Annotated in this window: 27 protein-coding genes; 14 read left to right on the forward strand and 13 right to left on the reverse strand. The window is 74.8% G+C overall.

Translation table 11 applies throughout. The features are described 5' to 3' along the window. The first annotated feature begins 72 nt into the window (after positions 1–72). The 6 genes from QOL16_RS12540 to QOL16_RS12565 all read left to right on the forward strand — a co-directional run bounded on the left by QOL16_RS12540 (position 73) and on the right by QOL16_RS12565 (position 4371). Entirely contained in the window at positions 73–471 is a 399-nt protein-coding gene (locus QOL16_RS12540; protein ID WP_071245614.1) for a hypothetical protein, read from the forward strand. Further along, entirely contained in the window at positions 468–1331 is an 864-nt protein-coding gene (locus tag QOL16_RS12545; RefSeq protein WP_175473124.1) for a DUF2071 domain-containing protein, read from the forward strand. The genes QOL16_RS12540 and QOL16_RS12545 overlap by 4 nt, the downstream gene beginning before the upstream one ends. Further along, positions 1328–1798, forward strand: coding sequence for a DUF1810 domain-containing protein (locus tag QOL16_RS12550; protein WP_083395122.1), 471 nt, complete (start codon positions 1328–1330; stop codon positions 1796–1798). Before QOL16_RS12545 ends, QOL16_RS12550 begins: the two co-directional genes overlap by 4 nt. 108 nt (positions 1799–1906) lie before the next feature. Further along, positions 1907–2557, forward strand: coding sequence for a GntR family transcriptional regulator (locus tag QOL16_RS12555; protein ID WP_065962349.1), 651 nt, complete (start codon positions 1907–1909; stop codon positions 2555–2557). 127 nt (positions 2558–2684) lie between these two features. Next, positions 2685–3194 carry a MarR family winged helix-turn-helix transcriptional regulator gene (locus tag QOL16_RS12560; RefSeq protein WP_253181640.1) on the forward strand — a complete coding sequence of 170 codons (510 nt, stop codon included), beginning with the start codon at positions 2685–2687 and terminating at the stop codon, positions 3192–3194. Positions 3195–3477: 283 nt separating this feature from the next. After that, positions 3478–4371, forward strand: coding sequence for a phospholipase (locus tag QOL16_RS12565; RefSeq protein WP_139266481.1), 894 nt, complete (start codon positions 3478–3480; stop codon positions 4369–4371). A gap of 245 nt (positions 4372–4616) precedes the next feature. Here QOL16_RS12565 and QOL16_RS12570 read toward each other — a convergent pair whose 3' ends face one another. Genes QOL16_RS12570 through QOL16_RS12580 form a run of 3 tightly spaced genes read right to left on the reverse strand, consistent with a single transcriptional unit; the run spans position 4617 to position 6231 of the window. Then, entirely contained in the window at positions 4617–4919 is a 303-nt protein-coding gene (locus QOL16_RS12570; protein ID WP_065962348.1) for a hypothetical protein, read from the reverse strand. A 2-nt stretch (positions 4920–4921) separates the two neighbouring features. Next, a complete protein-coding gene (locus tag QOL16_RS12575) occupies positions 4922–5686 on the reverse strand; it encodes an Asp23/Gls24 family envelope stress response protein (protein WP_071285116.1) in 765 nt (254 codons plus the stop codon). Next, positions 5677–6231 (reverse strand): RNA polymerase sigma factor, encoded by a 555-nt coding sequence (locus QOL16_RS12580; protein WP_065962345.1) that lies wholly within the window; start codon positions 6229–6231, stop codon positions 5677–5679. Before QOL16_RS12580 ends, QOL16_RS12575 begins: the two co-directional genes overlap by 10 nt. 386 nt (positions 6232–6617) lie before the next feature. Here QOL16_RS12580 and QOL16_RS12585 point away from each other — a divergent pair, with 386 nt between their 5' ends. Next, entirely contained in the window at positions 6618–7259 is a 642-nt protein-coding gene (locus QOL16_RS12585) for an MOSC domain-containing protein (RefSeq protein WP_083230228.1), read from the forward strand. On the opposite strand, the gene QOL16_RS12590 is transcribed toward QOL16_RS12585, so the two are convergent. The 4 genes from QOL16_RS12590 to QOL16_RS12605 form a co-directional block, all read right to left on the reverse strand. Beyond that, entirely contained in the window at positions 7256–7666 is a 411-nt protein-coding gene (locus QOL16_RS12590) for an MmcQ/YjbR family DNA-binding protein (protein WP_071285115.1), read from the reverse strand. The two genes, QOL16_RS12585 and QOL16_RS12590, sit on opposite strands and share 4 nt — an antisense overlap. Positions 7667–7809: 143 nt before the next feature. After that, on the reverse strand, positions 7810–8394 hold the full coding sequence (gene epsC, locus QOL16_RS12595) for a serine O-acetyltransferase EpsC (protein ID WP_254780307.1): 585 nt from the start codon (positions 8392–8394) through the stop codon (positions 7810–7812). After that, on the reverse strand, positions 8391–9329 hold the full coding sequence (gene cysK / locus QOL16_RS12600) for a cysteine synthase A (RefSeq protein ID WP_071285114.1): 939 nt from the start codon (positions 9327–9329) through the stop codon (positions 8391–8393). Before cysK ends, epsC begins: the two co-directional genes overlap by 4 nt. A gap of 219 nt (positions 9330–9548) precedes the next feature. Further along, positions 9549–10583: a dipeptidase gene (locus QOL16_RS12605; RefSeq protein ID WP_071285113.1), complete on the reverse strand. Its 1035-nt coding sequence runs from the start codon at positions 10581–10583 to the stop codon at positions 9549–9551. Positions 10584–10627: 44 nt separating this feature from the next. Here QOL16_RS12605 and QOL16_RS12610 point away from each other — a divergent pair, with 44 nt between their 5' ends. The 7 genes from QOL16_RS12610 to QOL16_RS12640 all read left to right on the forward strand — a co-directional run bounded on the left by QOL16_RS12610 (position 10628) and on the right by QOL16_RS12640 (position 16081). Next, a complete protein-coding gene (locus QOL16_RS12610; RefSeq protein WP_071285112.1) occupies positions 10628–11203 on the forward strand; it encodes a GNAT family N-acetyltransferase in 576 nt (191 codons plus the stop codon). A gap of 92 nt (positions 11204–11295) precedes the next feature. Continuing rightward, positions 11296–11715 (forward strand): hypothetical protein, encoded by a 420-nt coding sequence (locus QOL16_RS12615; RefSeq protein ID WP_139266480.1) that lies wholly within the window; start codon positions 11296–11298, stop codon positions 11713–11715. Positions 11716–11783: 68 nt separating this feature from the next. Beyond that, a complete protein-coding gene (locus QOL16_RS12620) occupies positions 11784–12266 on the forward strand; it encodes a hypothetical protein (RefSeq protein ID WP_071285110.1) in 483 nt (160 codons plus the stop codon). 68 nt (positions 12267–12334) lie between these two features. After that, positions 12335–13333 carry an ABC transporter ATP-binding protein gene (locus tag QOL16_RS12625; protein WP_071285109.1) on the forward strand — a complete coding sequence of 333 codons (999 nt, stop codon included), beginning with the start codon at positions 12335–12337 and terminating at the stop codon, positions 13331–13333. Then, a complete protein-coding gene (locus QOL16_RS12630) occupies positions 13330–14133 on the forward strand; it encodes an ABC transporter permease (protein WP_071285108.1) in 804 nt (267 codons plus the stop codon). The genes QOL16_RS12625 and QOL16_RS12630 overlap by 4 nt, the downstream gene beginning before the upstream one ends. A 29-nt stretch (positions 14134–14162) precedes the next feature. Next, positions 14163–15458 carry a sensor histidine kinase gene (locus tag QOL16_RS12635; RefSeq protein ID WP_139266479.1) on the forward strand — a complete coding sequence of 432 codons (1296 nt, stop codon included), beginning with the start codon at positions 14163–14165 and terminating at the stop codon, positions 15456–15458. Further along, complete coding sequence (locus QOL16_RS12640) at positions 15455–16081, forward strand: response regulator transcription factor (RefSeq protein WP_065962330.1); 627 nt, start codon at positions 15455–15457, stop codon at positions 16079–16081. Before QOL16_RS12635 ends, QOL16_RS12640 begins: the two co-directional genes overlap by 4 nt. A 174-nt stretch (positions 16082–16255) precedes the next feature. Here QOL16_RS12640 and QOL16_RS12645 read toward each other — a convergent pair whose 3' ends face one another. The 6 genes from QOL16_RS12645 to QOL16_RS12670 all read right to left on the reverse strand — a co-directional run bounded on the left by QOL16_RS12645 (position 16256) and on the right by QOL16_RS12670 (position 22574). Beyond that, entirely contained in the window at positions 16256–16795 is a 540-nt protein-coding gene (locus QOL16_RS12645; protein WP_071285106.1) for a cysteine hydrolase family protein, read from the reverse strand. A 116-nt stretch (positions 16796–16911) separates the two neighbouring features. Then, positions 16912–17745, reverse strand: coding sequence for a MurR/RpiR family transcriptional regulator (locus QOL16_RS12650; RefSeq protein WP_065962327.1), 834 nt, complete (start codon positions 17743–17745; stop codon positions 16912–16914). Further along, on the reverse strand, positions 17742–19055 hold the full coding sequence (locus QOL16_RS12655) for an allantoate amidohydrolase (RefSeq protein WP_071285123.1): 1314 nt from the start codon (positions 19053–19055) through the stop codon (positions 17742–17744). The genes QOL16_RS12650 and QOL16_RS12655 overlap by 4 nt, the downstream gene beginning before the upstream one ends. A 17-nt stretch (positions 19056–19072) precedes the next feature. Further along, positions 19073–20404 (reverse strand): alanine--glyoxylate aminotransferase family protein, encoded by a 1332-nt coding sequence (locus tag QOL16_RS12660; protein ID WP_139266478.1) that lies wholly within the window; start codon positions 20402–20404, stop codon positions 19073–19075. Next, complete coding sequence (gene allB, locus QOL16_RS12665; RefSeq protein ID WP_071245586.1) at positions 20401–21813, reverse strand: allantoinase AllB; 1413 nt, start codon at positions 21811–21813, stop codon at positions 20401–20403. Before allB ends, QOL16_RS12660 begins: the two co-directional genes overlap by 4 nt. Continuing rightward, a complete protein-coding gene (locus QOL16_RS12670) occupies positions 21810–22574 on the reverse strand; it encodes an aspartate/glutamate racemase family protein (protein ID WP_065962321.1) in 765 nt (254 codons plus the stop codon). Before QOL16_RS12670 ends, allB begins: the two co-directional genes overlap by 4 nt. Positions 22575–22680: the final 106 nt, after the last annotated feature.

Genomic DNA, 22680 nt, shown 5'->3' on the forward strand with positions numbered 1-22680 from the left:
GCAGAGCCCGACCGACCGCGCGACGTGCCGCGAACCTGGACCGCGCCGCGCCGGTGCGGGCACGATGGACCCATGCGACGACGTGAACGAACCCGACGCGCGGACCGCACCGCGGCGGCCCTCGCGGTCCTGCTCGGCGGTGCCGGCGTGACCCACTTCCTGCGCCCCCGCACCTACGACCGGATCGTCCCGGACGGCCTCCCGCCCCGGACGACCACGCTGGCCTCGGGCCTGGCCGAGCTCGTCGTCGCGGTGGGCCTCGCGGTCCCGGCGACCCGCCGCGCCTCGGGCTGGGCGGCCGCGGCCCTGTTCCTCGCGGTCTTCCCGGCGAACGTGACGATGGCGCGCGACCTGCTCGACAGCCCGCGGTCGACGCGCGCATCGCGGCTCGTGTCGGTGCTCCGCCTCCCGCTCCAGGCCCCGCTCGTCGCGTGGGCCGCCCGCGTCGGCCGGCACGCCTCGAAGCGGTGACCGACACCCGGGCGTCCGCACCGCTGCGCCACCGTCCGGTGACGGTGCACGCCTGGGAGGACGTCGTCTTCGCGCACTGGCGCCGCGAGCCCGCACAGCTCGCCCGGATGCTGCCGCCGGGGACGCGTCCCGACGTGGTCGGCGGCAGCGCCTGGGTCGGTCTGTCGGCGTACGTGTTCCGGGAGACGAGCGTCCCGCCGTTCCCGCCCTCGCGCCGACTCGGGTCGATGACGGAGGTCACGATCGAGGTGCTCACGGTGGACGACCGCGGCCGCCGCGGGGTGGTCCACCGGACCGTCGACACGTCGAACGTCCCGGCGATCGTCGCCGCGCACGCGCTGCTCGGCGTGCCGTACACGTTCGCGCACACGCGCGCCCGACGTCGCGGGGACACCGTCGAGCACCGGTCCGTCCGCCACCCGGCCCGCGCCGCGCACCCGCTGCGGTGGGCGGCCCGGACGCTCGGACCACGGCTGGCCGCTCCGGGTGCGTCCGGAGACGCCGGCTCCGGGGCCCGACCCGCCTGGTCCGGGCTGCGGGCCACGACCGGACGGTCGGGAGGCGCGCCCCGCCCCCGCCACGACGCCACCGTGCGCGTCGTGGCCGGTGCGGTCGTCGAGGACCCGCTGGCCGTCGAGCTCACCGACCGTGCCGGCATCCACGCCCGGCTGCTGTCGAGGACGCTGTTCTGGCAGCGGCAGCACGCACCCCTGACCGTCCGCTCGGCCGTCCTGGAGCGGCTCGAGGGCGACCTCCCCGCAGCCGTCGGCCTGCCGGGCCTGTTCGACCGGGACCCGGACTCGCTGCTCGTCGTGGACGCGACCACCGTCCGGTACGCGTGGGGGGACGTGGTCCGGTGAGCGCCGACGACGGTACGCCGGACCGCACGTCCGAGCACGCGACCGACCGATCGCTCGACCGGTTCGTCCACGCGCAGGAGGGGGTGCACGACCAGGCCCTGCAGGAGCTGCGCGCGGGCCGGAAGCGCTCGCACTGGATGTGGTTCGTGTTCCCGCAGCTCGCCGGCCTCGGACGGAGCGCCACCGCCCAGCACTACGCGGTCCGGGACCTGCGCGAGGCGCGTGCGTACCTCGCCCACCCGGTGCTCGGTCCGCGGCTGCGCGAGGCCGCCGCGGTGGCCGCCGCTGCGCCCGCACGCAGCGCCGACGACCTGTTCGGCGGCGTCGACGCGATGAAGGCCCGGTCCTCGATGACCCTGTTCGCCCGGGCCGCCGACGACCCGGCACCGTTCCGCGCCGTGCTCGACCGCTGGTACCGCGGCTCCGAGGACCCGGTCACGCTCCGCCTGCTCGACCCCTCTGACTGACCCCCGGCGGGCAGCCGTCCGCCGGTGGTACATCAGGTACGGTGTCCCTGCACACCGCGCGCGGTCGCGGGGTGCAGCCCGACCGCTCCCGAGAACCGAGGACACCGCATGCCGGTCCCCAGCAGCACCCCCACCGAGCACCAGCTCCTGCGCGACACCGTCCGCCTGAAGATCCACGCCGCGATCATGGACGGCACGCTCGAGCCGGGCGAGCGCCTCAACGACGAGGAGCTCATCGCCTGGCTCGGCGTCTCCCGCACCCCGATCCGCGAGGCGCTCAGCCAGCTCGCCCGTGCCGGCCTCATCGAGATGGCACCGAACCGGTACACCCGCGTCACGACCCCCAAGCCGGAGGAGGTCGTCGAGGCGATGCAGACCCTCGGCGTGCTGTTCGGCGGGGTGGTCCGGCTCGCCGTGCCACGTCTGACCGCCGCCCAGCGCCGCAGGATCACGGCGAAGCTCGACCGCACGATCACCGAGCTCGAGGCGCACGACGTCGTGGCGGTCAACCGCGACGCCCTCGACGTCTTCACGCTGTACGTCGACGCCTGCGGCAACGAGAACCTGCAGCGCGTGTGCCGCGACACGATGGACGGCCTGGCCTTCCGGCTGCGCCTGCCGAACCTCGACGAACTGGTCGACTGGGACGCCATGACCGAGGACTTCCGCCGCCTCCGGGCCGCGACCGAGGCGGGCGACAACATCGCCGCGGAGCTCGCGACCGAGGCGATCCACCTGCTCCCGGGCGAGAAACGCTGAACATCCCTGAACACCCGCACAGGAACGCGCCCGCCCCGACCCGTCGAGGTGGGCGCGTCCCGTCCGGAGGGCCACCAGCGGGGCGCTCGGTCACACGTTCCGGGCGACCGGTAGCATCACCGGCGACGTGGTCGAGCAGTCCGACCGCCCGACCCCGAACGACCCGGAGCCCCGCATGAGCCACCGCCAGCCGGACCGCACCGAGATCGCCGCGCGCCTGGCCGCCGCGGTCGGCCGGATCAACCGTCGTGCCCGCACCGACTCCGCCGCGCTCGGCTACGGCCTGGTGTCCGCGCTCGCGTCGATCCAGCGGCACGGACCCCTGCGCCCGGGCGACCTGTCGCGGATCGAGGTCGTCACGAAGCCGACCATGACGCGGATCCTCACCGAGCTCGAACAGCGGGGGTTCATCGAGCGCGAGGCCGACCCGAGCGACGGCCGCGCCTTCATGGTGAGCATCACCGCAGCGGGCGCCGCAGCCGTCGAGGAGGCCCGCTCGACCCGGACCGGGATCGTCGCCGACCTCATCGCCGAGCTCGCCCCGGAGGACGTCGCCGCGATCGCCGGCGCCCTCGATGCCCTCGAGCGCGTGGCGCAGGGCGAGCGCGTCCAGGAAGCTCCCACCTCGGACCGCTGATCGGACCGTTACCGAACCGTTATCGAGGGGTGGACGGACGGTTCTGCCAGCCTCCCTGGACGACCTGCCCAGGCTGACGCGTCATCGTTCTGGCTCCGCCCGAGCGGGTGGCTCCCCCAGGCCGCCTGCGTGGCGGACGGACGGGCCCCACACCACCGTCCGGTCCTCCCCCGGCTCGCGGCTCCCCCCACGACGCCGTCCTCGTGACGGCACCGGCGCGCTCCCCCCACCCCGCGCGCCGAACCGGGGGTCCGCACGAGCAGCCGGCCGACCACCGGATCCGATGACACGACGCACCACCCCCACCGACCCGAGCACGATCCCCGCCAGCAGCACGACCCCCGCGACCACGCGACGCCAGGCACTCGACACCCCGAGCCGGCGCCTCCGCCGCGCGATCCGCAGCCGTTCCACGCTCGTCGTGGGCGGTGCCGCGACGCTCGCGATCGTCGGCGGCGTCGCGACGCTCGGCACCCAGCCCGCCATCGGCGACGCGATCGGGCTGCCGAGCCCGACCGCCTCGGCGAGCAGCGCGCCGGCCCTCCGCGGCGTCGCGCTCGACAAGGCACAGGCCGCAGCGACGATCTCGACCGCCCAGACCGTGCTCGCCGACGCGAACGAGAAGACCGACACCGCCGCGCTGCAACGCCAGGTCGCGGCACTGTCGGACTACCGGTCGATGTCGAGCGGCGCGATCACGTCGCGCATCGCCTCGACGGTCGACGCCACGACCCAGGTCGCCGACGCGAGCGCCGTCCAGGACAAGGCCGACGCCGACCAGCAGGCAGCGGCAGCCGCGGCCGCACAGGCAGCCGCCGAGCAGGCGGCAGCCGAGGCCGAAGCCGCCCGTCAGCAGGCCGCCGCGAACACCGTCGCCGGTGCGAAGGCCACCGCCACGTCGCTGGCCGCGTCGAAGTACGGCTGGGGCTCCGCGCAGTTCCGCTGCCTCGACAACCTCTGGACCAAGGAGTCCGGGTGGAACTACCGCGCGGTGAACCCGAACGGTGGCGCGACCGGGATCCCGCAGGCGCTCCCCGGCTCGAAGATGGCCACCGTCGCGGCCGACTGGCAGACGAACGCCACGACGCAGATCACGTGGGGCCTGCAGTACATCAGCGCCGCGTACGGCACGCCGTGTGCCGCGTGGGCGCACTCGCAGGCGAACGACTTCTACTGATCGGACGCACACGATGACGGCCCCGGGCTCCGGCCCGGGGCCGTCGTCGTGTGCGGGGGCGGTGACGGACGGGAGGCGCGGGGCGGACTGGTGACGCGCCTCCCGTCCGCAGCGTGGTCGGCGACCGGAGGCGCGGGGCGGGCCGGTGACGCGCCTCCCGTCCGCAGCGTGGTCGGCGACCGGAGGCGCGGGGCGGGCCGGTGACGCGCCTCCCGTCCGCCACGTCGTGTCGTGGGGCCGAGCGGTCAGCCGACGCGGGCGATGCGGACGTCCACGCGGCTGAGCGTGACGCCGCGCGCGGTCGCCACGTCGAGGGCCGCGCGGTGCGCGGCGCGCGCGGTGGCGGGCGCCGGTGCGGACCCGTCGGTGCCGATCACGACGCGCAGGACGTCGTCGTCGAGGACGACGCGGGACACCGCGGTGCCCGTGGCGAGGTTGCGCGCCGAGGCGAGCGCACTGCCGACGGTCGGACGGGCGCGGTACAGGTCGGCCACGCCGGGGACCGCGAGGACGGCGTCCTCGATCGCGGCGGCGGTCTCGTCGTCCATGCTCAGGCTCCGTCCTCGTCGTGGGTGGGCTCGTGGTCGTGGGTGGGCTCGTGGTCGTCGTCGGGCAGCGCCGGCAGGAGGTCGCGGACACGGACGTCGACGGCCTCCACCACCAGGTCGGTCTGCTCGGCCAGCACCGCCGCGACGGCCGACCGGACCCGGTCTGCGGCGTCGTGGATGGGCGAACCCGCCCGGACCGCGAGCTCCACGGTCACGCGGACCGGGGCACCGAGCCGGACGACGTCGCCGTCCAAGGAGCACCGGGCGATGACGACGCCGGGGACGACGTCGCCCGCGGAGCGCACGAGGGAGCGGATCGCACCCTCGGTCATCACGGGGCGTTCGGTCGGCGACTCCGCGCGGAGCGGGACGTCGCGGCCGGCGCGGGCCTCGAGCGAGATGTTCGCCAGCACGCCGCCGATCCACGACTCGTCGGCTGGGGGCTCCTGGGCGGCCGCGGCCTCGAGCGAGCCGAGCGACGACTGCCGGAGCCGGATGATCGCGGCGAGGGCGTTCTGGCACGCGGCGGAGTCGTCGATCGACGGGTCGGCCGGCTGCATGCCCGCGTCGAGGTAGTCGGCGAGTTCGTCGATGGAGTGGCCGTCGAGGTCCTCGGGCTCGAGCGCGTCGAGGCGGAGGTCGTCGGGGTGCGTGTCCGCGGCGCTGGTGGTACCGGAGCGCGGGTCGGCGGCGGACGCGTCGGCGGCACCCGTGCCGTCGGGGCGCAGGTCGGCGCCGAGCTCGTCGTCGTGCGGGGTCATCGCCATGCCTCCATGAGACGGATCATGTTCTTCCGGGCCCGCGAGAGCAGACCGCGGACGGTCGACACCGGCAGGTCGAGCTCCTCGGCGATGTCCTCGTAGCGGTACTCGAGCACTTCCTTCATCAGCCAGCACCGCCGCTGCTGCTCGGGCAGTTCGGCGAGCGCCGTCTCCAGCGCCTCCTCGCGCGAGCGGGCCTCGGCGACACGGTCCGGGGCGTCGTCGCGGGGTGCGGCGACCTCGAGCTCGGTGACGTCGTCGTGGTCCCGGCGGGCACGGATGCGGTCGATGCACTTCCGGCTGAGGATGCGCATGAGCCACGACTTGACCTTCGCGCCGTCCTCGAGCGCGTCGAGACGCCCCCACGCGGTGATGAAGGTCTCCTGCACGACGTCGTCGAGCTCGTCGGTGGAGCCGAGCGTGCGTCGGGCGTAGGCGCGGAGCAGCGGGGTGTACCGCCGGATGAGTACCTCGAAGGCCCGCACGTCGCCGTCGGACGACCGACCGGCGAGGACGGCGTCGTCGAGGTCGACGAGGGACTGGTGGGGCACGGATTCCTTCTACTGGTCACTGGTGTGGGAACACTGGGTGGGTGGGGACGACCCGGAACGGACCCGCGGGCCGGGACGCGAGGGAGCGGACGCGGGCCTGGGCGAGGTGGTGCACGGTGCCGGTCCGGGGGCCGTGAGGGCGCTCGTGCGGCTGTCGGGTCGGGACGGTGTCGGTCATGGTCTGGCCTCCTCGCCGGGGTGTCGGTCGGGCGGTCCGTCGGGCCGGGGGCCGGTCCGTCGGACGGTCACGGGTGTGACGGACCGGGGCGGGCGGTCGTCACGCGGCTGCGCGGAACGGCTGCGTCGGTGCGCTGTCGGGCTCGACGGTGGTCGTCCGGGGCGCTGTCGGTCTCGACGGGGATCCAGCGGTGCGCCAGGATCGAGGGGTGTCCTCCGTCACCGCCGTCTGCCGCGTCCACCAGCTGCTCCGCGACTCGGGCACGATCGGGATCACCGCGATCGACAAACGGCCGGTCGACGGTGCCGTGCGGATCCGACCCCTCGGCCTGCACGCCGACGTCCAGGCCGACCGGAAGCACCACGGCGGCGAGGACCAGGCCGTGTACGCCTACGCCGACGAGGACGCTGCGTACTTCGCCGAGCTGCTCGGCCGGGAGGTCCCGCCCGGGCTGTTCGGCGAGAACCTGCGGACGAGCGGCGTCGACGTCACCGGCGCGGTCACGGGCGAACGCTGGCGGATCGGGGAGACCCTCGAGCTCGAGGTCACCATCCCGCGCACCCCGTGCGGCACCTTCGCGCGGCGGATGCGCCTGGACGGGTGGGTGAAGCGGTTCGCGGCGGAGAACCGCCCCGGCGCGTACCTGCGGGTGGTCCGGTCCGGGTCCGTGCGCGCCGGCGACCCCGTGGTCGTGACGCACCGCCCCGCGCACGGCGTGACGATCGGGCAGATCGGCGCCGGGCTGACCCCGGACCAGGCCCGGGCCGTGCTCGCGGAGGGTGACCGCCTGGCGCCGAAGGTCGTGCGGGACGTGTCGAAGGTGCTCGCGCGCGGTCGCGTCGAGGCCTAGCGGGGTCCCCGGTCGTCCCCGGGCCCGGGGGCGTCCCCGCGCCGGGTCGGGTCGAGGGGTCGGCGGGCCCGCGGGAGTCCGGCGACGACGAGCTCCCACGAGTTCGCGACGAGGTCCTCGACCATCGTCTCGTGCATGCCGTCGCCGGGGGCGAGCGTGATCCAGTGCCGCTTCGACATGTGCCAGCCGGGGGTGACCTCGGCGTGGTCGCGGACCAGTGCGGCTCCGTGGGCGGGCGCGCACTTGAGGTTCACGATCGGGGTGCCGCGCACCTCGGTGACCATCGCGAACATCTTGCCGACGACCTTGTACACCAGGGCGTCCGGTCCGAACGGCTGCGTCTCCTCGACCGCGGGCAGTGCCGTCGCGGTCCGGATCGCCACTTCGTGCAGTGCCTCGCCGTCCATGCGCCCAAGCATGCCGCACGCCTCCGACGCGGTGCCCGCACCCGACGCGGTGTCCGCCCTGGCCGCGGGTCCTGCCCGCGCGAGCCGCCCCGCCCTGGCCGCGGGTCCTGCTCGCGCGGACCACCGACACGGCGGAGCGGGCGTCAGAGCGGCGGGACGCCCTCGTGCCCGGAACGGGGGCGCGCGGTGCCGGCGACCCCGGTGACGACCGAGCCCGGCGGGACGTCCTTCGTGACGACGGTGTTCGCGCCGACGACCGAGTCGGCCCCGATCGTGATCGCGCCGATGAGGGACGACCCCGCGCCGAGCACCACGCGGTCCCCGACGACCGGGTGCCGACGGGCGCCCGGACCGTGGTCGCCGCCCCGGCCGCCCAGGGTCACCCCGTGGAACACGACGACGTCGTCGCCGACCACCGCGGTCTCGCCGATGACCACGCCCATGCCGTGGTCGATGAAGCACCGGCGACCGATCCGGGCGCCGGGGTGGATCTCGATGCCGGTCACCGACCGTGCCACCTGGCCGAGCACGCGCGCGGCGAACCGGGAGCCGGGCAGCCCTCGGGCGTTCCACAGCCGGTGCGTCAACCGGTACGTCCACACGGCGTGCAGGCCGGAGTAGACCACCGCGTTCTCCAGGTCGCCCCGGGCGGCGGGGTCACCGCGGCGCGCTGCGGCCAGGTCCTCGCGGACCGTCTGCAGCACGCCGCGACGGACGGCTCGCGTCACGCAGTGAGCCCCTCGAACAGCGGCGTCGACAGGTAGCGCTCACCGGTGTCGCAGACGATCGCGACGACGCGCTTGCCGGCGTTCTCGGGCCGTGCGGCCACCGTGACGGCGGCGTGGATGATCGCACCCGACGAGATCCCCGCGAGGATCCCCTCCTCGGTGCCGAGCGCACGGGCCACGCGGAGGGCGTCGTCGAGCTCGACGTCGAACACCTCGTCGATGACGTCGCGGTCGAGGACCTCGGGGACGAAGTTCGCGCCGATGCCCTGGATCTTGTGCGGCCCGGCCTTGCCCTCGGTCAGCAGCGGGGAGTCCTTCGGCTCGACGGCGACGATCTGCACGCCGGGCACGCGCTCCTTGAGGACCTGGCCGACGCCCGTGATGGTGCCGCCGGTGCCGACGCCGGCGACGAACACGTCGACGTGCCCCTCGGTGTCGCGGAGGATCTCCTCGGCCGTGGTCCTCCGGTGGATCGCCGCGTTCGCCGAGGTCTCGAACTGGTGCGCGAGGATCGCCCCTGGGGTCTCCTCGACGATCTGCTCCGCACGGGCGACCGCGCCCTTCATGCCCTTCGGGCCGGGGGTCAGGACGATCTCGGCGCCGAACGCGCGGATCAGCGCCCGACGCTCGACGCTCATGGTCTCGGGCATCGTGATGACGACGCGGTAGCCGCGGGCCGCGCCGACGAGGGCGAGCGCGATGCCGGTGTTGCCCGAGGAGCCCTCGACGATCGTGCCGCCGGCCGTGAGGGCACCGGACTCCTCGGCCGCGTCGATGATCGCGACGCCGAGGCGGTCCTTCACGCTCGACCCGGGGTTGTAGAACTCGAGCTTCGCGAGGACCTCGGCGCCGCCCTGCTGCGGGATGCGGTTCAAGCGCACCAGCGGGGTGTTCCCGAACGCCTGCGAGATGTCGTCGTAGATCGTGCCGCTCATCCGGTCCGTCCTCCTCGGGTCGTGTCGCGCCGCCGTCCTGGAGGCGCGGGTCGGGTGCGATCCTAGCGACGGCACCCGGCGTTCCCCTGTCGCGTGACGTCCGCTGACGCGGGCCGGTGCGCCGGGCGCGCGCCGCGCCTCCGGGCCGGTCCGGTGGCTCGCCGGACGCGACCCGGTCCGCCGGGCGCGCGCCGTGCCTCCAGGCCGGTCCGCGGCGCGTCAGCGCAGCGCGGTGCGAGCGAACCGGTCGTCCGTCGCCGCGACCACGCGGAGCACGTTGCCGCTCGCGAGCGCGCGGAGGTCGTCGTCGCCCCAGCCCCGGCGTCGCAGTTCCTCGGCGAGGACCGGGTACCGGGACACGTCGCGGAGGTCCGGCGGCAGCACCGGGGTGCCGTCGTAGTCGCCGCCGATCCCGATCTGCTCGACGCCGGCGACCTGACGGGCGTGGTCGACGTGGTCCGCGACGTCGGCGACCGTCACCAGGGGCGGCTCGCCCTCGGAGCCGGCCTCCTCCCAGTCGGCCCACGCGCGCGAGACGAACTTGGGCACGAACGTGATCATCACGACACCGCCGTTGTCGGCGAGCCGGGCGAGGACGTCGTCGGGGACGTTGCGCGGGTGGTCGTCGACCGCGACCGTCGACGAGTGGCTGAACAGGACCGGACGCGTCGCGACGTCGAGGGTGTCCCGCATGGTGGCGGGCGCGGTGTGCGACAGGTCGACGAGCATGCCGATGCGCTCCATCTCGGCGACGACCTCGCGGCCGCGGTCGGTCAGGCCGCCGTGGGCGCGGACGCCCGTCGCCGAGTCAGCCCACGAGGTGTCGTCGTTGTGCGTCAGGGTCATGTACCGGACCCCGAGCCGCGCGAACGAGCGCAGCACGGCGAGGTCGTCGCCGATGGAATGCCCGCCCTCGGCGCCGAGGAACGACGCGATCCGGCCCGCGTCGACCGCCGCCCGTGCCTCGGCCGCGGTGCGCACGAACGTGAGGTCGTCCGGGTACCGCTCCACGATCCGGTGCGCGGTGTCGATCTGCTGCAGCGTGGTCCGGACCGGGTCCGGGTCGTCCGCGGGCACGAACACCGACCAGAACTGCCCGACGACCCCACCGGCGCGGAGCTTCGGCAGGTCGGTGTGCAGGGTGTCCTGCTCGGTGTCGATCCCCTCGACGCCGGAGTCGTGCGACTCGCGGCGCTCCCACGGCAGGTCGTTGTGGCCGTCGATGACGGGGAAGTCGAGCGCGTCGAGGGTCATGCCGCCGACGCTACCGTGCACCCGTCGGTCAGTAGGCTCGCGGCGTGCAACCCCTGACGCTCCGGACCGACCGGCTGGTCCTCTCCGCCCCCACCGCGGCGGACACCGAGGACGTCATCGCCTACGCCAACGACCCCGACGTCATCGCGACGACCCCCGTCCCCGTGCCGTACGGGCACGCCGAGGCGAAGCGCTTCGTCGACGAGGTGGTCGCCGCCGGCTGGCGTGACGACACCCGCTACGAGTTCGGCATCCGCCGCGCCGAGGACCTCCGGCTGCTCGGCACCGTCGGGCTGTTCGGCATCGCCGACGGCGCGGCCGAGATCGGGTACGCGATGCACCCCGACGGCCGGGGCCACGGCTACGTGACCGAGGCGGCCGACCGGCTGGTCCGGTGGGCCTTCGCGGACGCGCCGGACGGGCTCGGGCTGGTCCGGGTGCAGTGGCGGGCGCTCGCGACGAACAGGGCCTCGGCCGCGGTGGCGCAGCGCCTCGGGATGACCTACGAGGGACGGCGACGCTCCGGGTCGCTGCACCGGGGGCGGCGGCACGACGAGCTCACGGCCGCGGTGCTGCGGTGGGACGACCGCGGGGTGGCGGAGGGGTGGCCGACGGGGTGAGGTCCGTGGCGGTCGGCGGTGACCAGCCGTCCGCCCGTGCCGCTCCGCTGGCGTGGTGGTCCCGTCGTCCCTCGCGGCCCTACGATCGACCCGTGTCCCGCAGTCACAAACCGTTCGCGCAGTACTCCGGTGTGCTGCCGGACGGACGGACAGCCGTCGAGGCGACGATCTTCGACCCGTTCATCGTGCGGGTCGTGCTCGTGGCAGCGGACAAGCGGGAAGCGCTGCAGCGGATCCGAGCCCTCGGCGGGCGGGACGTGCACGTCACGAAGTCCTTCCGTCCTGCGCACCGCGTGGTCGACCGACTCGTCGACGACGGACTCGACGGCGTGTTCGCGCCCGACCCGCAGGACGGCACGTGGCTGCCGCTGTCGGAGCTCCCCGCGTTCCTGGCGGGCACGAGTCGGTTCCTGGCGCGCTACGACACCAGCGCGTTCAACCGGTCCTTCGTGGGCATCCACGGCGATCCCGCCCAGGAGGGCGACGCCCCGCGCGGAGGCACCGGCGACTGACACCCCGCTCCAATGGTCTCGGTCCGCCGAACGGCGAGGGGACCGCGACGACGAGGTACGCTCCGAGCGTGTTGTTCCGGCCCGCCGAGGAGCCCGTGCCCCCGCTCCCCGTCGGCGTGGAGCCGGGCCTCTGGACGCTGCACCTCCCGGACCACCCGTGCGACCTCGCCGGCTACCTGTCCGTGCGCCCTGACCACGTCTTCGACGAGGAAGGGCCGTGGTGGAACCGGCGTCGCGTCCGCCCTCGGCTGGTCGGCGACTGGTACGTGGACTTCTGGGACTTCGACACCTACCGCGCGTGGCCGGACGGGTCCCTGAGCTGCGGGATCAGTGACGGGTTCCCCTTCGACGAGAGCGGCTTCGAGGAGCTGGCGAGCGGGGTGTTCCTGCTGCACGGCGTGCTGTTCACGGTCCGCCGGGTGGACCCGACGGACCAGCCGAACGAGTACGGCGCCCACTTCGCCTTCCTCGACGTCGAGCAGTGGAAGCGCACCAGGAGCGCTGGCCGGACGGTGGGGGACCCGACGGACGGGGTGGCGCCCCTCCCCTGACAGATGTCACGGCCGAGTCGTGACGACCGGCACCGGAGCCACCTGCTGCACGGCGGGATCGTGGAGCCATGAACGAGACACCGGTCATCCAGCTCAGCGGGCTCCGCAAGCGCTTCGGCGCCGTCACCGCGGTCGACGGCGTCGACCTGACGATCCGCCCGGGCGAGGTCGTCGCCCTCCTCGGCCCGAACGGCGCCGGCAAGACCACGACGGTCGACCTGCTGCTCGGCCTGGCGACCCCGACCGACGGCGAGGCCCGGCTGTTCGGCACGGACCCGCGCACCGCGGTCGTCGACGGCCGCGTCGGGGCGATGCTGCAGGGCGGGGCGCTGCTCCCCGACGTCACGGTCCGCGAGGCGGTCGCCCTCGCCGCCGCCGCGCACCGCCACCCCATGCCCGTCGCCGAGGCACTCCGCCGGGCGCGCTGCACCGACATCGCGACCCGTCGGGTGTCGAAGCTGTCCGGCGGCCAGCTCCAGCGCGCACGCTTCGCGGTCGCCGTCGTGTCCGACCCGGACCTGCTGGTGCTCGACGAGCCGACGGCCGCCATGGACGTCGAGGCCCGCCACGTCTTCTGGTCGTCGATGCGCGACTTCACGGACGCCGGCCGCACGGTCGTCTTCGCAACGCACTACCTCGACGAGGCGGACACCTTCGCCGACCGCATCGTCATCATCCGCGACGGTCGGGTCGTCGCCGACGGCACGCCCGCGGCGATCAAGGCGACCGCCGCAACGCGCACCGTCCGCTTCGCGGGCGTCGCCGCGGACCGGCACGACGCGTTGCGCGGTCTGCCGGGCGTCGTCGGGATGGCGGTCGACGCTCGGGGGCGGCGCGGAGCGACGCGCGACGACCGCGGGCGAGCCTGCGAGCCCGGGCACGACGCCGTCTCGCTGCGCACCGACCGCAGTGACGACACGCTCCGGGCCCTGCTCACCGCGTTCCCGGAGGCGCACGACCTGCAGGTGGTCGCCTCGACCATGGACGACGCCTTCCTCGCCATCACCGCCGACCCGGCCACCACCACCACCACGAGCACCACCGAGACCGAAGGGGTCCTCGCATGACCGCCACCCCCGTCACCGCACCCGCCACGACCGCTCGCAGCGCCGCCGCCGGTCGGCTCCCCCTGCGCTACGTGCTCCTCGAGACGCGCCGGCAACTCCGGAACGTCAAGGCGATGGTCTTCACCTTCGCGATCCCGATCGTCATGCTCCTGGTGTTCGGTGCCGCGTACGGCGGGCAGACCGACCCCGGGACCCACCTGCCGTTCCTCGTCGTCACGACGCTGCAGATGACGGCGTACGGCGCGATGATGGCGGCGCTCAGCCAGGCCTTCGCGCTGGTCAACGAGCGGTCGCTCGGGTGGAACCGACAGCTCCGCGTGACGCCGCTGTCCGGGTGGGCGTTCCTCGTCTCGAAGCTCGTCTCGGCGATGGCGTTCGCGGCGGTCTCGATCACGCTCACGTTCGCGGTCGCGATCCTCGGCATGCACGCGTCGCTCGGTGCCGGGCACTGGTTCGCGGCCGGGCTCGGCATCTGGGCCGGGGTGGTGCCGTTCGCGCTCATCGCGATCCTGATCGGGCAGTTCGCGAAGCCCGCGTACGCCCAACCGATGTTCATGGTCGTCTTCATGGGACTGTCGATCCTCGGCGGACTGTGGGTCCCGCTCTCGGTGATGCCCGCCTGGATGGGCTCGGTCGCGCACCTGCTGCCGTCCTACTGGCTCAACCGGATCGGTCAGACGGGCGCCGGTGCGACCGGGTCCGCCGGGATGACGGAACCGACCCTGGTGCTGCTCGGCTGGACGGTCGCCCTCGCCGCCGTGATCGTCTGGCGCTACCAGCGCGACGCGGCACGCCGGTGACCGACCCGGACGGTCGTACGCTGACCGACGTGACGGACAGCGCGGAGGTGGCGGAGGTGCCCGACGTGACGGACCCGACCACCACCGACCCCGGCACCACCACGACCGAGGCGCGGGGCGCGGACGACGCGCACCGCGCCTCCCGGCCGTCCGCCCGCGCCTTCCCGTGGGCCGCCCCGCCGGACGCGGACGACGCCGAGGTGCGCGTCGCCCGCCGCCGCTGGTACGGCGGCGCCGCGTTCGGCCTGCTCTGGCAGGCGCTCCTGCTCGTCGCCGTGTGGACCGACGGCCGCTCCGTCGACGAGCACGTCTCCGCGACGCTCGCGCTCGCGGTGCTGTACGCCGGGTACCTGTTCGCACCCGAGGCCATGTGGGGGCACGGGCTCCGACGGCGCGTGGTCGTGCTCGCCGTCCTCGCCGCGTACGCCGGGCTCCTGCTCGTACCGGTCGGCCCGGCCGCGGTGTGGTCCTGGCTGCTGGTCGTCGCCCTGTCCGGGTTCGTGGCGGTGCGGCTCTGGGTCGCCCTCGCGGTCCTCGGGGTCGTCGTCGCCGCCGAACTCGTCGTCGCCGCGGTCGTCGGGTGGGACACCGCGTCGGGCACGGGCATCCTGTTCGCCCCGATCGTGGCGGTGTCGATCGGCGCCTCGATGGTGTTCTTCGGTCGCCAGCGCGAGGCCGAGGACCGGCTCGGGATCGCGCAGGACGAACTCACCCGGCTCGCGGTCGTCGAGGAACGTGCGCGGTTCTCCCGCGACCTGCACGACGTCCTCGGGCACTCCCTGACCGTCGTCACGATGAAGTCCGAGCTCGCCGCGCGGCTGGTCGACGTCGACCCGGCCCGCGCGAAGGCCGAGATGCAGGACGTCCAGCGGCTGTCGCGCGAGGCGCTGCAAGGCCTCCGGCAGGCGGTCAGCGGGTACCGCCAGGCCGACCTGGACGCCGAGCTCGTCTCCGCACGGTCGGCCCTGGACGCGGCCGGGGTCGCAGCGGAGCTGCCCGCGACCGGGGACGCGGCGGCCGCCGACGTCCGGAGCCTGTTCGCGTGGGTGCTCCGCGAGGGCGTGACGAACGTCGTGCGGCACGCAGCGGCCAGTCGGGCGCGGGTGACCCTGACCCGCACGGCCCTGACCGTCGAGGACGACGGCACCGGCACGGGCGACGGCACCCGCACGGTCGACGGCGCCGCTCCCGCCGACCCCCTCGGCGTCGGTGGCAACGGCCTGCGCGGACTGCGCGAGCGGGCCGACGCGGTCGGCGCCACCGTGACGACGGGCACGAGCGACCTCGGCGGCTTCCTGCTGCGGGTCGAGAGGAGACCACGGTGACCGACCCGATCCGCGTCCTGCTCGCGGACGACCAGGCGCTCGTCCGCGGGGCCCTGGCGTCGCTGCTGTCGCTCGAACGGGACATCGACGTCGTCGCGCAGGTCGCCCGCGGCGACGAGGTGCTCGACGCGGCCCGGGCGTCGGGGGCCACGGTCGCGCTCCTCGACGTCGAGATGCCCGGCGCCGACGGCCTGACGGCCGCCGCGACCCTGGCCCGCGAACACCCCGGCTGCCGGTCCCTGATCGTGACGACGTTCGGCCGGCCCGGGTACCTGCGGCGGGCGCTCGAGGCCGGGGCCGCGGGCTTCGTGGTGAAGGACACCCCCGCCGAGCAGCTGGCCGACGCCGTCCGCCGGGTCGCCGGGGGCTTCCGCGTGGTCGACCCGGTGCTCGCCGCGGAGTCACTGGCCGCCGGCCCGTCCCCGCTCACCCCGCGGGAGACCGACGTGCTCGTCGCCTTCCGCACGGCATCGACCGTCGCGGGCGTCGCGGCGGCGCTGCACCTGTCCGAGGGGACGGTGCGGAACCACCTGTCCGCGGCGATCGGCAAGACCGCGGCGCGGAACGCGACCGAGGCACTGCGGGTCGCCGCGGACAACGGGTGGCTGATCGGGACGGCCTGACGGAGGCCGCCGTCGAGGAGCGCGAGCGGGGATCTCCGGCTGCGCGGCCTGCCGTGCCGGTCAGGTCAGGGAGCTGGCTGCGCGGCCTGCCGTGCCGGTCAGGTCAGGGAGCTGGCTGCGCGGCCTGCCGTGCCGGTCAGGTCAGGGAGCTGGCTGCGCGGCCTGCCTTGCCGGTCAGGTCAGGGAGCTGCTCGTGGTCACGGTCCCGAAGCTGCCGTCGAGGGCTGCCATGAAGGCGGCGTGCACGGCCGCACCGGGGACGGTCGTGTCCCCGAGCCGCAGGTCCGGTGCCGCACAGGCGTCCGCGACCACGGTGTTGCGGTACCCGAGCTCGTGCGCCGCTCGGGTGGTCGAGTCGATGCACATGCTGCTCATCATGCCCACGATGACCAGTTCGGTGACGTCGGCGTCGTCGAGGACGTCCCGGAGACCGGTGTCGATGAAGCTGTTCGGGCGGTGCTTCTCGAGCACGACCTCTCCCTCGACCGGTGCGACCGTCGGGTGGAACGCCACCCCCGCCGTCCCGGGGCGGAAGAACGTCGCCTCGGGGTCCGTACTGACGTGGAAGACGTGCACGACGAGCTCACCGGACGCCCGGAACGCGTCGAGGACCGTCCTGGCTGCGGTGGCCGCGGCCTCGGGCTCGACGAGGGGGAACGCTCCTCCGGGGAAGTAGTCACGCTGGATGTCGACGAGGACGAGGGCACGGGTCACGTCACGAGTATCGCGGCCTGCCGGGTGTCGGTCCCACCGCCCCGCCGCGGCGGACCACGTCCGTGCGTCCACGGGACCGCCGCGCTCCGCGGACGGTCGGTGTCCGGGCGGCACCGTCACGACGCGGCGAGCTCCCCGAGGGTGTCGTACGCCGCCGCGACCGCCTCGACACGGGCACGCCCCGCCGGACCCGCCGCCTCGTAGACGTCGTTCGCGATGGCCGCGACCACGGCGAACATCGCCGACATCGAGTCGAACGCCGACGGCGAGTCGACGGGGCACAGCACCGCGGTGGCCGCCGGTGCGGCGATCACGGCGGCCGTCGGGTCGCCGAGCACCACGACGTCGGCACCGGTCGACACGCAGTGCCGCACGAGCCCGGCCGCACCGGCCGCGTGCCGCCGGACGGTGACCAGCACGACGAGGTCGCGGCGGTCGAGGTCGGCGACCTCCTCGCCGAGGCGCTGCCCGGGCGCCGGTCCGATCCGGACGTCGGGACGGACCTGCGCGAGCTGGGAGCGGAGCTGCATCGCCACGGGGTGCGCCGCCCGTTCGCCGAAGACGAGCACCCGGTGCGCCCGGACGATCCGTCGCGCCAACCGGACCCGGTCGGCACGGGCGAGCGAGGCGAACGCGGCGTCGAGGTTGCGGGCCTCGACGGCACGCTGGTCGACGTGTGCGGCGTCCTCCGCGGCCCACGGCAGCCCGTTGCCGCGTGCCGACATGAGCTCCTGACGTGCCTCGGCGGCGTCCTGGAAGCCGAGGGACCGGACGAGCCGGGAGACGGTGGCCTTCGAGGTGCCCGACTCGGCCGCCAGCTCGGCCGACGTCCCGACGAGCAGGAGCTCCGGGTCGTGGCGGACCATTGCGGCGACGCGGCGCTCGGCCGGCGACAGGCGGTCCCAGACGGCGTCGACCCGGGCGCGGACGTCCTGCACGGCGGGGCTCACGAGGTGGCCCCGCGGTCGGCGGCGCGCTCGGCGCGGGCACCGGCACCGGCACCGGCACCGGCACCGCGGTCGTCCGCGATCCGCTCGACCGCCACCGCGAGCGCGTCGAGCCCGAGTGCGACGTCGTCCTCCGACACGAACTCGTCCGGGTGGTGGCTGATGCCGTCCGGGTTGCGGAGGAAGAGCATCGCCACGTCGGTGACCAACCCGAGCGACATGGCGTCGTGGCCGGCGCGGGAGAACAGCTCGGCGGGCGCGGACTCCCCCGTCGCGGTGATCCCGGCCCGCACGGCGTCGGTGAGCCGCTCGGCGCAGAACACGGCGGGCGCGCGGTGCACCTCGGTCGGGGTGACGGTGACGCCACGGCGTGCGGCGATCTCGTCGAAGGCGTCGGTGATCGCATCCCACACGCGGTCCCGGCCCTCGTCGAACTCACCGCGAAGGTCGACCGCGAACCGGGCGAGGCCGGGCACGACGTTCACGGCGCCCGGTTCGACGGTCATCGTGCCGACGGTGCCGACGTGCTGTTCGGCACGACAGATCCGTTCGACGGCGAGCGCCGCCTCGGCAGCGGCGAGCAGCGCGTCGTGGCGGCGCTCGTACGGGGTCCCGCCGGCGTGCCGGGCCTCGCCGACGACCTCGACCGAGAACCGTCGGGCGCTCGCGATGCTCGTGACGACGCCGAGCGCCTGCCCGGCCTGCTCGAGCCAGGGGCCCTGCTCGATGTGCGCCTCGAGGTACCCGACGACCTGCTCGGGCCGGACGGCTGCCTCGCCGACGCGGGCGGGGTCGAGGCCGAAGTCGATGAAGGCCTGGCGCAGCGTGACACCGTCGCCGTCCACGAGGTCCCACCACCCGTCGTCCCAGACCCCGGCGACCGCCGAGGACCCGAGGAGCGCCTTGCCGAACCGGGTGCCCTCCTCGTCGGAGAACGCGATCACCTCGAGCGCGAACGGCAGCGGTCCGCCCTCGACGAGCCGGGCGACCGTGCGGATCGCCATGAGGACCCCGACGACACCGTCGTAGCGCCCGGCGTCGACCACGGTGTCGAGGTGCGAGCCGAGCAGCAGCACGGGTGCGTCCGGCGCGGCGCCCGCGACTCGGCCGTGCAGGTTGCCGGCGGCGTCCTGCCACGTCTCGAGTCCGGCGTCGCGCATCCACCCGGCGACGATCGCGTCGACCTGGGCGTGCTCGGGTGACAGGTACACGCGGGTGATCCGGTCCGGGTCCTGGGACACGGCGGCGAGCGTGTCGCACCAGCGCACGACCGTCGCGGCGTCGGCGAGCGCACGGCGGCTCGCAACCGGCACGGTGGCCGTCCGGGGGCTCACGCGGACACCGCCGGAGCGGCGACCGCCGCCTGCGCCGCCGAGGCGGGCGGGGCGACCGCACCTGTCGGCTCCGGACCGGTCGGCTCCGGACCGGTCAGCTCCGGGGCGGCGACGACACCCGCGTAGACGTCGAGCGCGGCGTCCACCCCGGCACCCTGCGGCGCGGCGTGGCCGGCGCGGCGCAGCGTGTGCTCGAGCGCGGCGAGCGTCGTCACGACGGCGTCCTTCCGCGCGTTGAAGCCCATCGTGCCGATCCGCCACACCCGCCCGTGCAGGGGCCCGAACGAGGTGCCGATCTCGATCCCGTGGTCCTCGAGCATCGCGGTGCGGACGGCGTCGCCCACCACGCCGTCGGGGATCTCGACGGCGACGACGTTGTGCATCTTGTGCGCCTGGTCGCCGAACACCGTGAGCCCGAGGGCCTGGACGCCGGAGGTCATCGCCCGCCCGGCGGTCGCGTGCCGGAGCACCGCGGCGTCCTTGCCCTCCTCGAGCAGGATCCGGGCGCACTCGTTCGCCGCGTAGAGCATCGAGGCGGCCTCGGTGTGGTGGTTCAGCCGCCGCGGCCCCCAGTAGTCGAGGATCATCGCGAGGTCGAGGTAGTTCGACCGGATCGGGTCGTCGGACACGACGTCGTCGGCCTCGCGGATGCCGGCCTCGACGCTGCGACGGCCCTCGACGACGTCGACGGCCCGCGGCGACAGCGTGAGCGGGGCCGAGCCGGACGGCCCGCCGAGGCACTTCTGCAGGCCGGCGGTCGCGGCGTCGATCCCCCACGCGTCGACCTCGAGCGGGTTCCCGCCGACCGAGGCGGTGGCGTCGGTGTACAGCAGCGCGCCGTACCGCTCGCAGATCGCCCCGAGCTCGTCGAGCGGCTGGTTCATCGTGGTGGACGTGTCGCCCTGCACGACCGCGAGCACCTTCGGCCGCACCCGGCGCACGGCGTCCTCGACGACGGACGGCGGGAACACCTGACCCCACTCGGTCTCGATGGTGTGCACCTCGGCGCCGGCGCGCGTGGCGATCTCGACGAGGAGGTGCCCGAAGCGGCCGAACACCGGGACGAGCACGCGGTCCCCCGGTGCCAGCAGGGACACGAGCGCCGCCTCGATGCCGGCGCGGGACGTGCCGTCGACGAGCACCGTCGCCTCGTTCGCGGTCCCGAACACCTGCCGGTACAGCGCCTGCGTCGCGGTCATCGTGCCGGTCATCCACGGGTCGTACTGCCCGACGAGCGGCGTCGCCATCGCGCGGAGCACCCGCGGGTCGGCGTCGATCGGTCCCGGGCCCATCAGGAGTCGGGCAGGCGGGTTCACTGGCTGCGTCATGGTGCCTCCGTTCCGAGAACAACGCTACCGGAACGTTCGTTACGGACGTGTTGCGGGGTGGTGTCCGCGCCGGGTCGGTCGAGCAGCGCCCCGCGGACGGCGGTCACACCGGAGGCGGCGGTCGCGACGAGTTCGCCGCGCAGCCACGTCTCGGTCACCGATCCGAGCGTGCGGTGCCCGGCGAAGGCCGACACCGGGTTGCGGTGCTCGAGCGCCGTGACGTCGACGACGCCCGTGGCGGCGGGGTCGAACACCGCGAGGTGTGCGACGGCACCCTCCGCGATCCGCCCACGGTCGGACAGGCCGACGAGGTCGGCGGGACCGGTCGTGAACCACGGCACGACGGTCTCGAGCGGTATCCCCCGCCGCGACGCCTCGGTCCACACGGCGCGGAACCCGACCTGCAGGCCGGCGATCCCGCCCCAGGCGAGCCCCCAGTCGTCGGTCTTCAGGTCGGCCGTGGACGGCGAGTGGTCGGTCACGACGCACGAGATCGTCCCGTCGAGGAGCCCCTGCCAGAGCGCGTCGCGGTTCGCGTCGTCGCGGATCGGCGGACAGCACTTGTACTCGGTCGCACCGTCCGGGATCGCGTCGGCGGCGAACGCCAGGTAGTGCGGACAGGTCTCGGCGGTGATCCGGACGCCCTCGTCCCTGGCGGCCCGGATCATCGGCAGCGCGCCCGCGTCGGACAGGTGCAGGACGTGCACCCGCGCACCGGTCGCGCGGGCACCGTCGACCACCCGGCCGATCGCCGACCGCTCGGCAGCCGGCGGGCGGGTCGCCAGGAAGTCCTCGTAGCGGCCCCCGAGGGCGTCGTGCGGGACGAGGTGGTCCGGGTCCTCGGCGTGCACGATGAGCAGCGCGTCGATCGACGCGACCTCGGCGATCGCGGCCCGCAGCTGCTCCGGGTCGAGGTGCGGGAACTCGTCGACGCCCGACGGCGCCGTGAAGCACTTGAAGCCGAACACCCCGGCGTCGTGCAGGTCGGCGAGCGCTCCGGCGTTCGCGGGCACCGCGCCGCCCCAGAACCCGACGTCGACCGCCACCCGGCCGTCTGCGCTCGCGCGCTTGACCGTGAGGGCGTCGACGTCGACCGTGGCGGGGATCGAGTTCAGCGGCATGTCGACGATGGTGGTGACCCCGCCGAGCGCGGCGGCGCGGGTCGCCGAGGCGAAGCCCTCCCACTCGGTGCGGCCGGGTTCGTTGACGTGCACGTGCGTGTCGACGAGCCCGGGCAGGAGCACCTGGACGTCCGGCACGGTGCGGTCGGTGACCGCCGCGACCTCGGCGTCGACGGGCAGGACCGCGTCGACGCGTCCGTCCCGGACGACGACCGCAGCCGGTCGGAACGCTCCGTCGACCCACGCCCGGTGCGCGCGCAGCACCAGGTCGGCCGGGAGGCGCGTCACGCCGCCGCCCCGACCGTCGCGCCCGTCGTCCCCGCGCGCTCGAACCCGGCGAGCAGTCCGGCCATCGGCTTGCGCGGCGGCTCGGCGTACTCGCCCCGCTTGCCGGTCCGCAGCCCGAGGCGCACCAGGGACTCGGCCAGCACGGTCGCCGCGGCGACGCCGTCGACGACCGGGGCACCGATCGCACGGGACACCTCGGCGCAGAACGACGCCATGCCCGCGCAGCCGAGGACGACGGCGTCGGCACCACCGGCGACCACGGCCCGGCAGTGCTCGATGACGAGGTCCCGGGCGCCGGACGCCGGGTCGTCGAGCGCGAGGACCGGGACCTCGCACGCGCGCACCTCCGTCACGAGGGACGCGAAGCCGTACCGTCCGGCGAGCTCCCACGCGCGCCCGGTCGTGCGCTCCAGGGTCGTGACCACGCCGAAGCGCCGGCCGAGCATCGCCGCCGCGTGGTACCCGGCCTCGGCGATGCCGACCACCGGCCCGGACGCGAGCTCCCGCGCGGCGTCGAGTCCGGGGTCGCCGAAGCACGCGACGACGTACGCGTCGACGCCCTCCTGCTCACCGCGGGCGACCTGTTCGAGCAGCCCGGGGACCGCGAGCGCCTCCTCGTAGTGGCTCTCGATCGAGGCCGGGCCCATCGTGGGGTGCACGGCCTCGACGACGGTGCCGGGGGCGGCGACCGCCGCCGCTGCGCGGCCGACGGCCGCGGTCATGGCGGCGGTGGTGTTGGGGTTGACGACGCGGATGCGCATCGGGGTCCTTCCGGGGTGGAGCGGTGGAGGAGCAGTGGAGCGGGTGGACGGGATCGCGACCAGCGTGGCGGAGGCGACGAGCGCCTCCCGGACCGATCGCGGGTCC

The organism is Curtobacterium sp. MCBA15_004 (assembly GCF_001865055.2).
Lineage (GTDB): Bacteria > Actinomycetota > Actinomycetes > Actinomycetales > Microbacteriaceae > Curtobacterium.

Excerpts from the sequence above, each read along its gene's own strand:
- QOL16_RS12630 (WP_071285108.1), top strand. The coding sequence starts at position 13,330 with ATGACCGCCACCCCCGTCACCGCACCCGCCACGACCGCTCGCAGCGCC.
- QOL16_RS12605 (WP_071285113.1), bottom strand. The coding sequence starts at position 10,583 with ATGACCCTCGACGCGCTCGACTTCCCCGTCATCGACGGCCACAACGAC.
- QOL16_RS12660 (WP_139266478.1), bottom strand. The coding sequence starts at position 20,404 with ATGACGCAGCCAGTGAACCCGCCTGCCCGACTCCTGATGGGCCCGGGA.
- QOL16_RS12570 (WP_065962348.1), bottom strand. The coding sequence starts at position 4,919 with ATGGACGACGAGACCGCCGCCGCGATCGAGGACGCCGTCCTCGCGGTC.
- QOL16_RS12565 (WP_139266481.1), top strand. The coding sequence starts at position 3,478 with ATGACACGACGCACCACCCCCACCGACCCGAGCACGATCCCCGCCAGC.
- QOL16_RS12540 (WP_071245614.1), top strand. The coding sequence starts at position 73 with ATGCGACGACGTGAACGAACCCGACGCGCGGACCGCACCGCGGCGGCC.
- QOL16_RS12670 (WP_065962321.1), bottom strand. The coding sequence starts at position 22,574 with ATGCGCATCCGCGTCGTCAACCCCAACACCACCGCCGCCATGACCGCG.
- QOL16_RS12625 (WP_071285109.1), top strand. The coding sequence starts at position 12,335 with ATGAACGAGACACCGGTCATCCAGCTCAGCGGGCTCCGCAAGCGCTTC.
- cysK (WP_071285114.1), bottom strand. The coding sequence starts at position 9,329 with ATGAGCGGCACGATCTACGACGACATCTCGCAGGCGTTCGGGAACACC.
- QOL16_RS12590 (WP_071285115.1), bottom strand. The coding sequence starts at position 7,666 with ATGGACGGCGAGGCACTGCACGAAGTGGCGATCCGGACCGCGACGGCA.
- QOL16_RS12575 (WP_071285116.1), bottom strand. The coding sequence starts at position 5,686 with ATGGCGATGACCCCGCACGACGACGAGCTCGGCGCCGACCTGCGCCCC.
- QOL16_RS12555 (WP_065962349.1), top strand. The coding sequence starts at position 1,907 with ATGCCGGTCCCCAGCAGCACCCCCACCGAGCACCAGCTCCTGCGCGAC.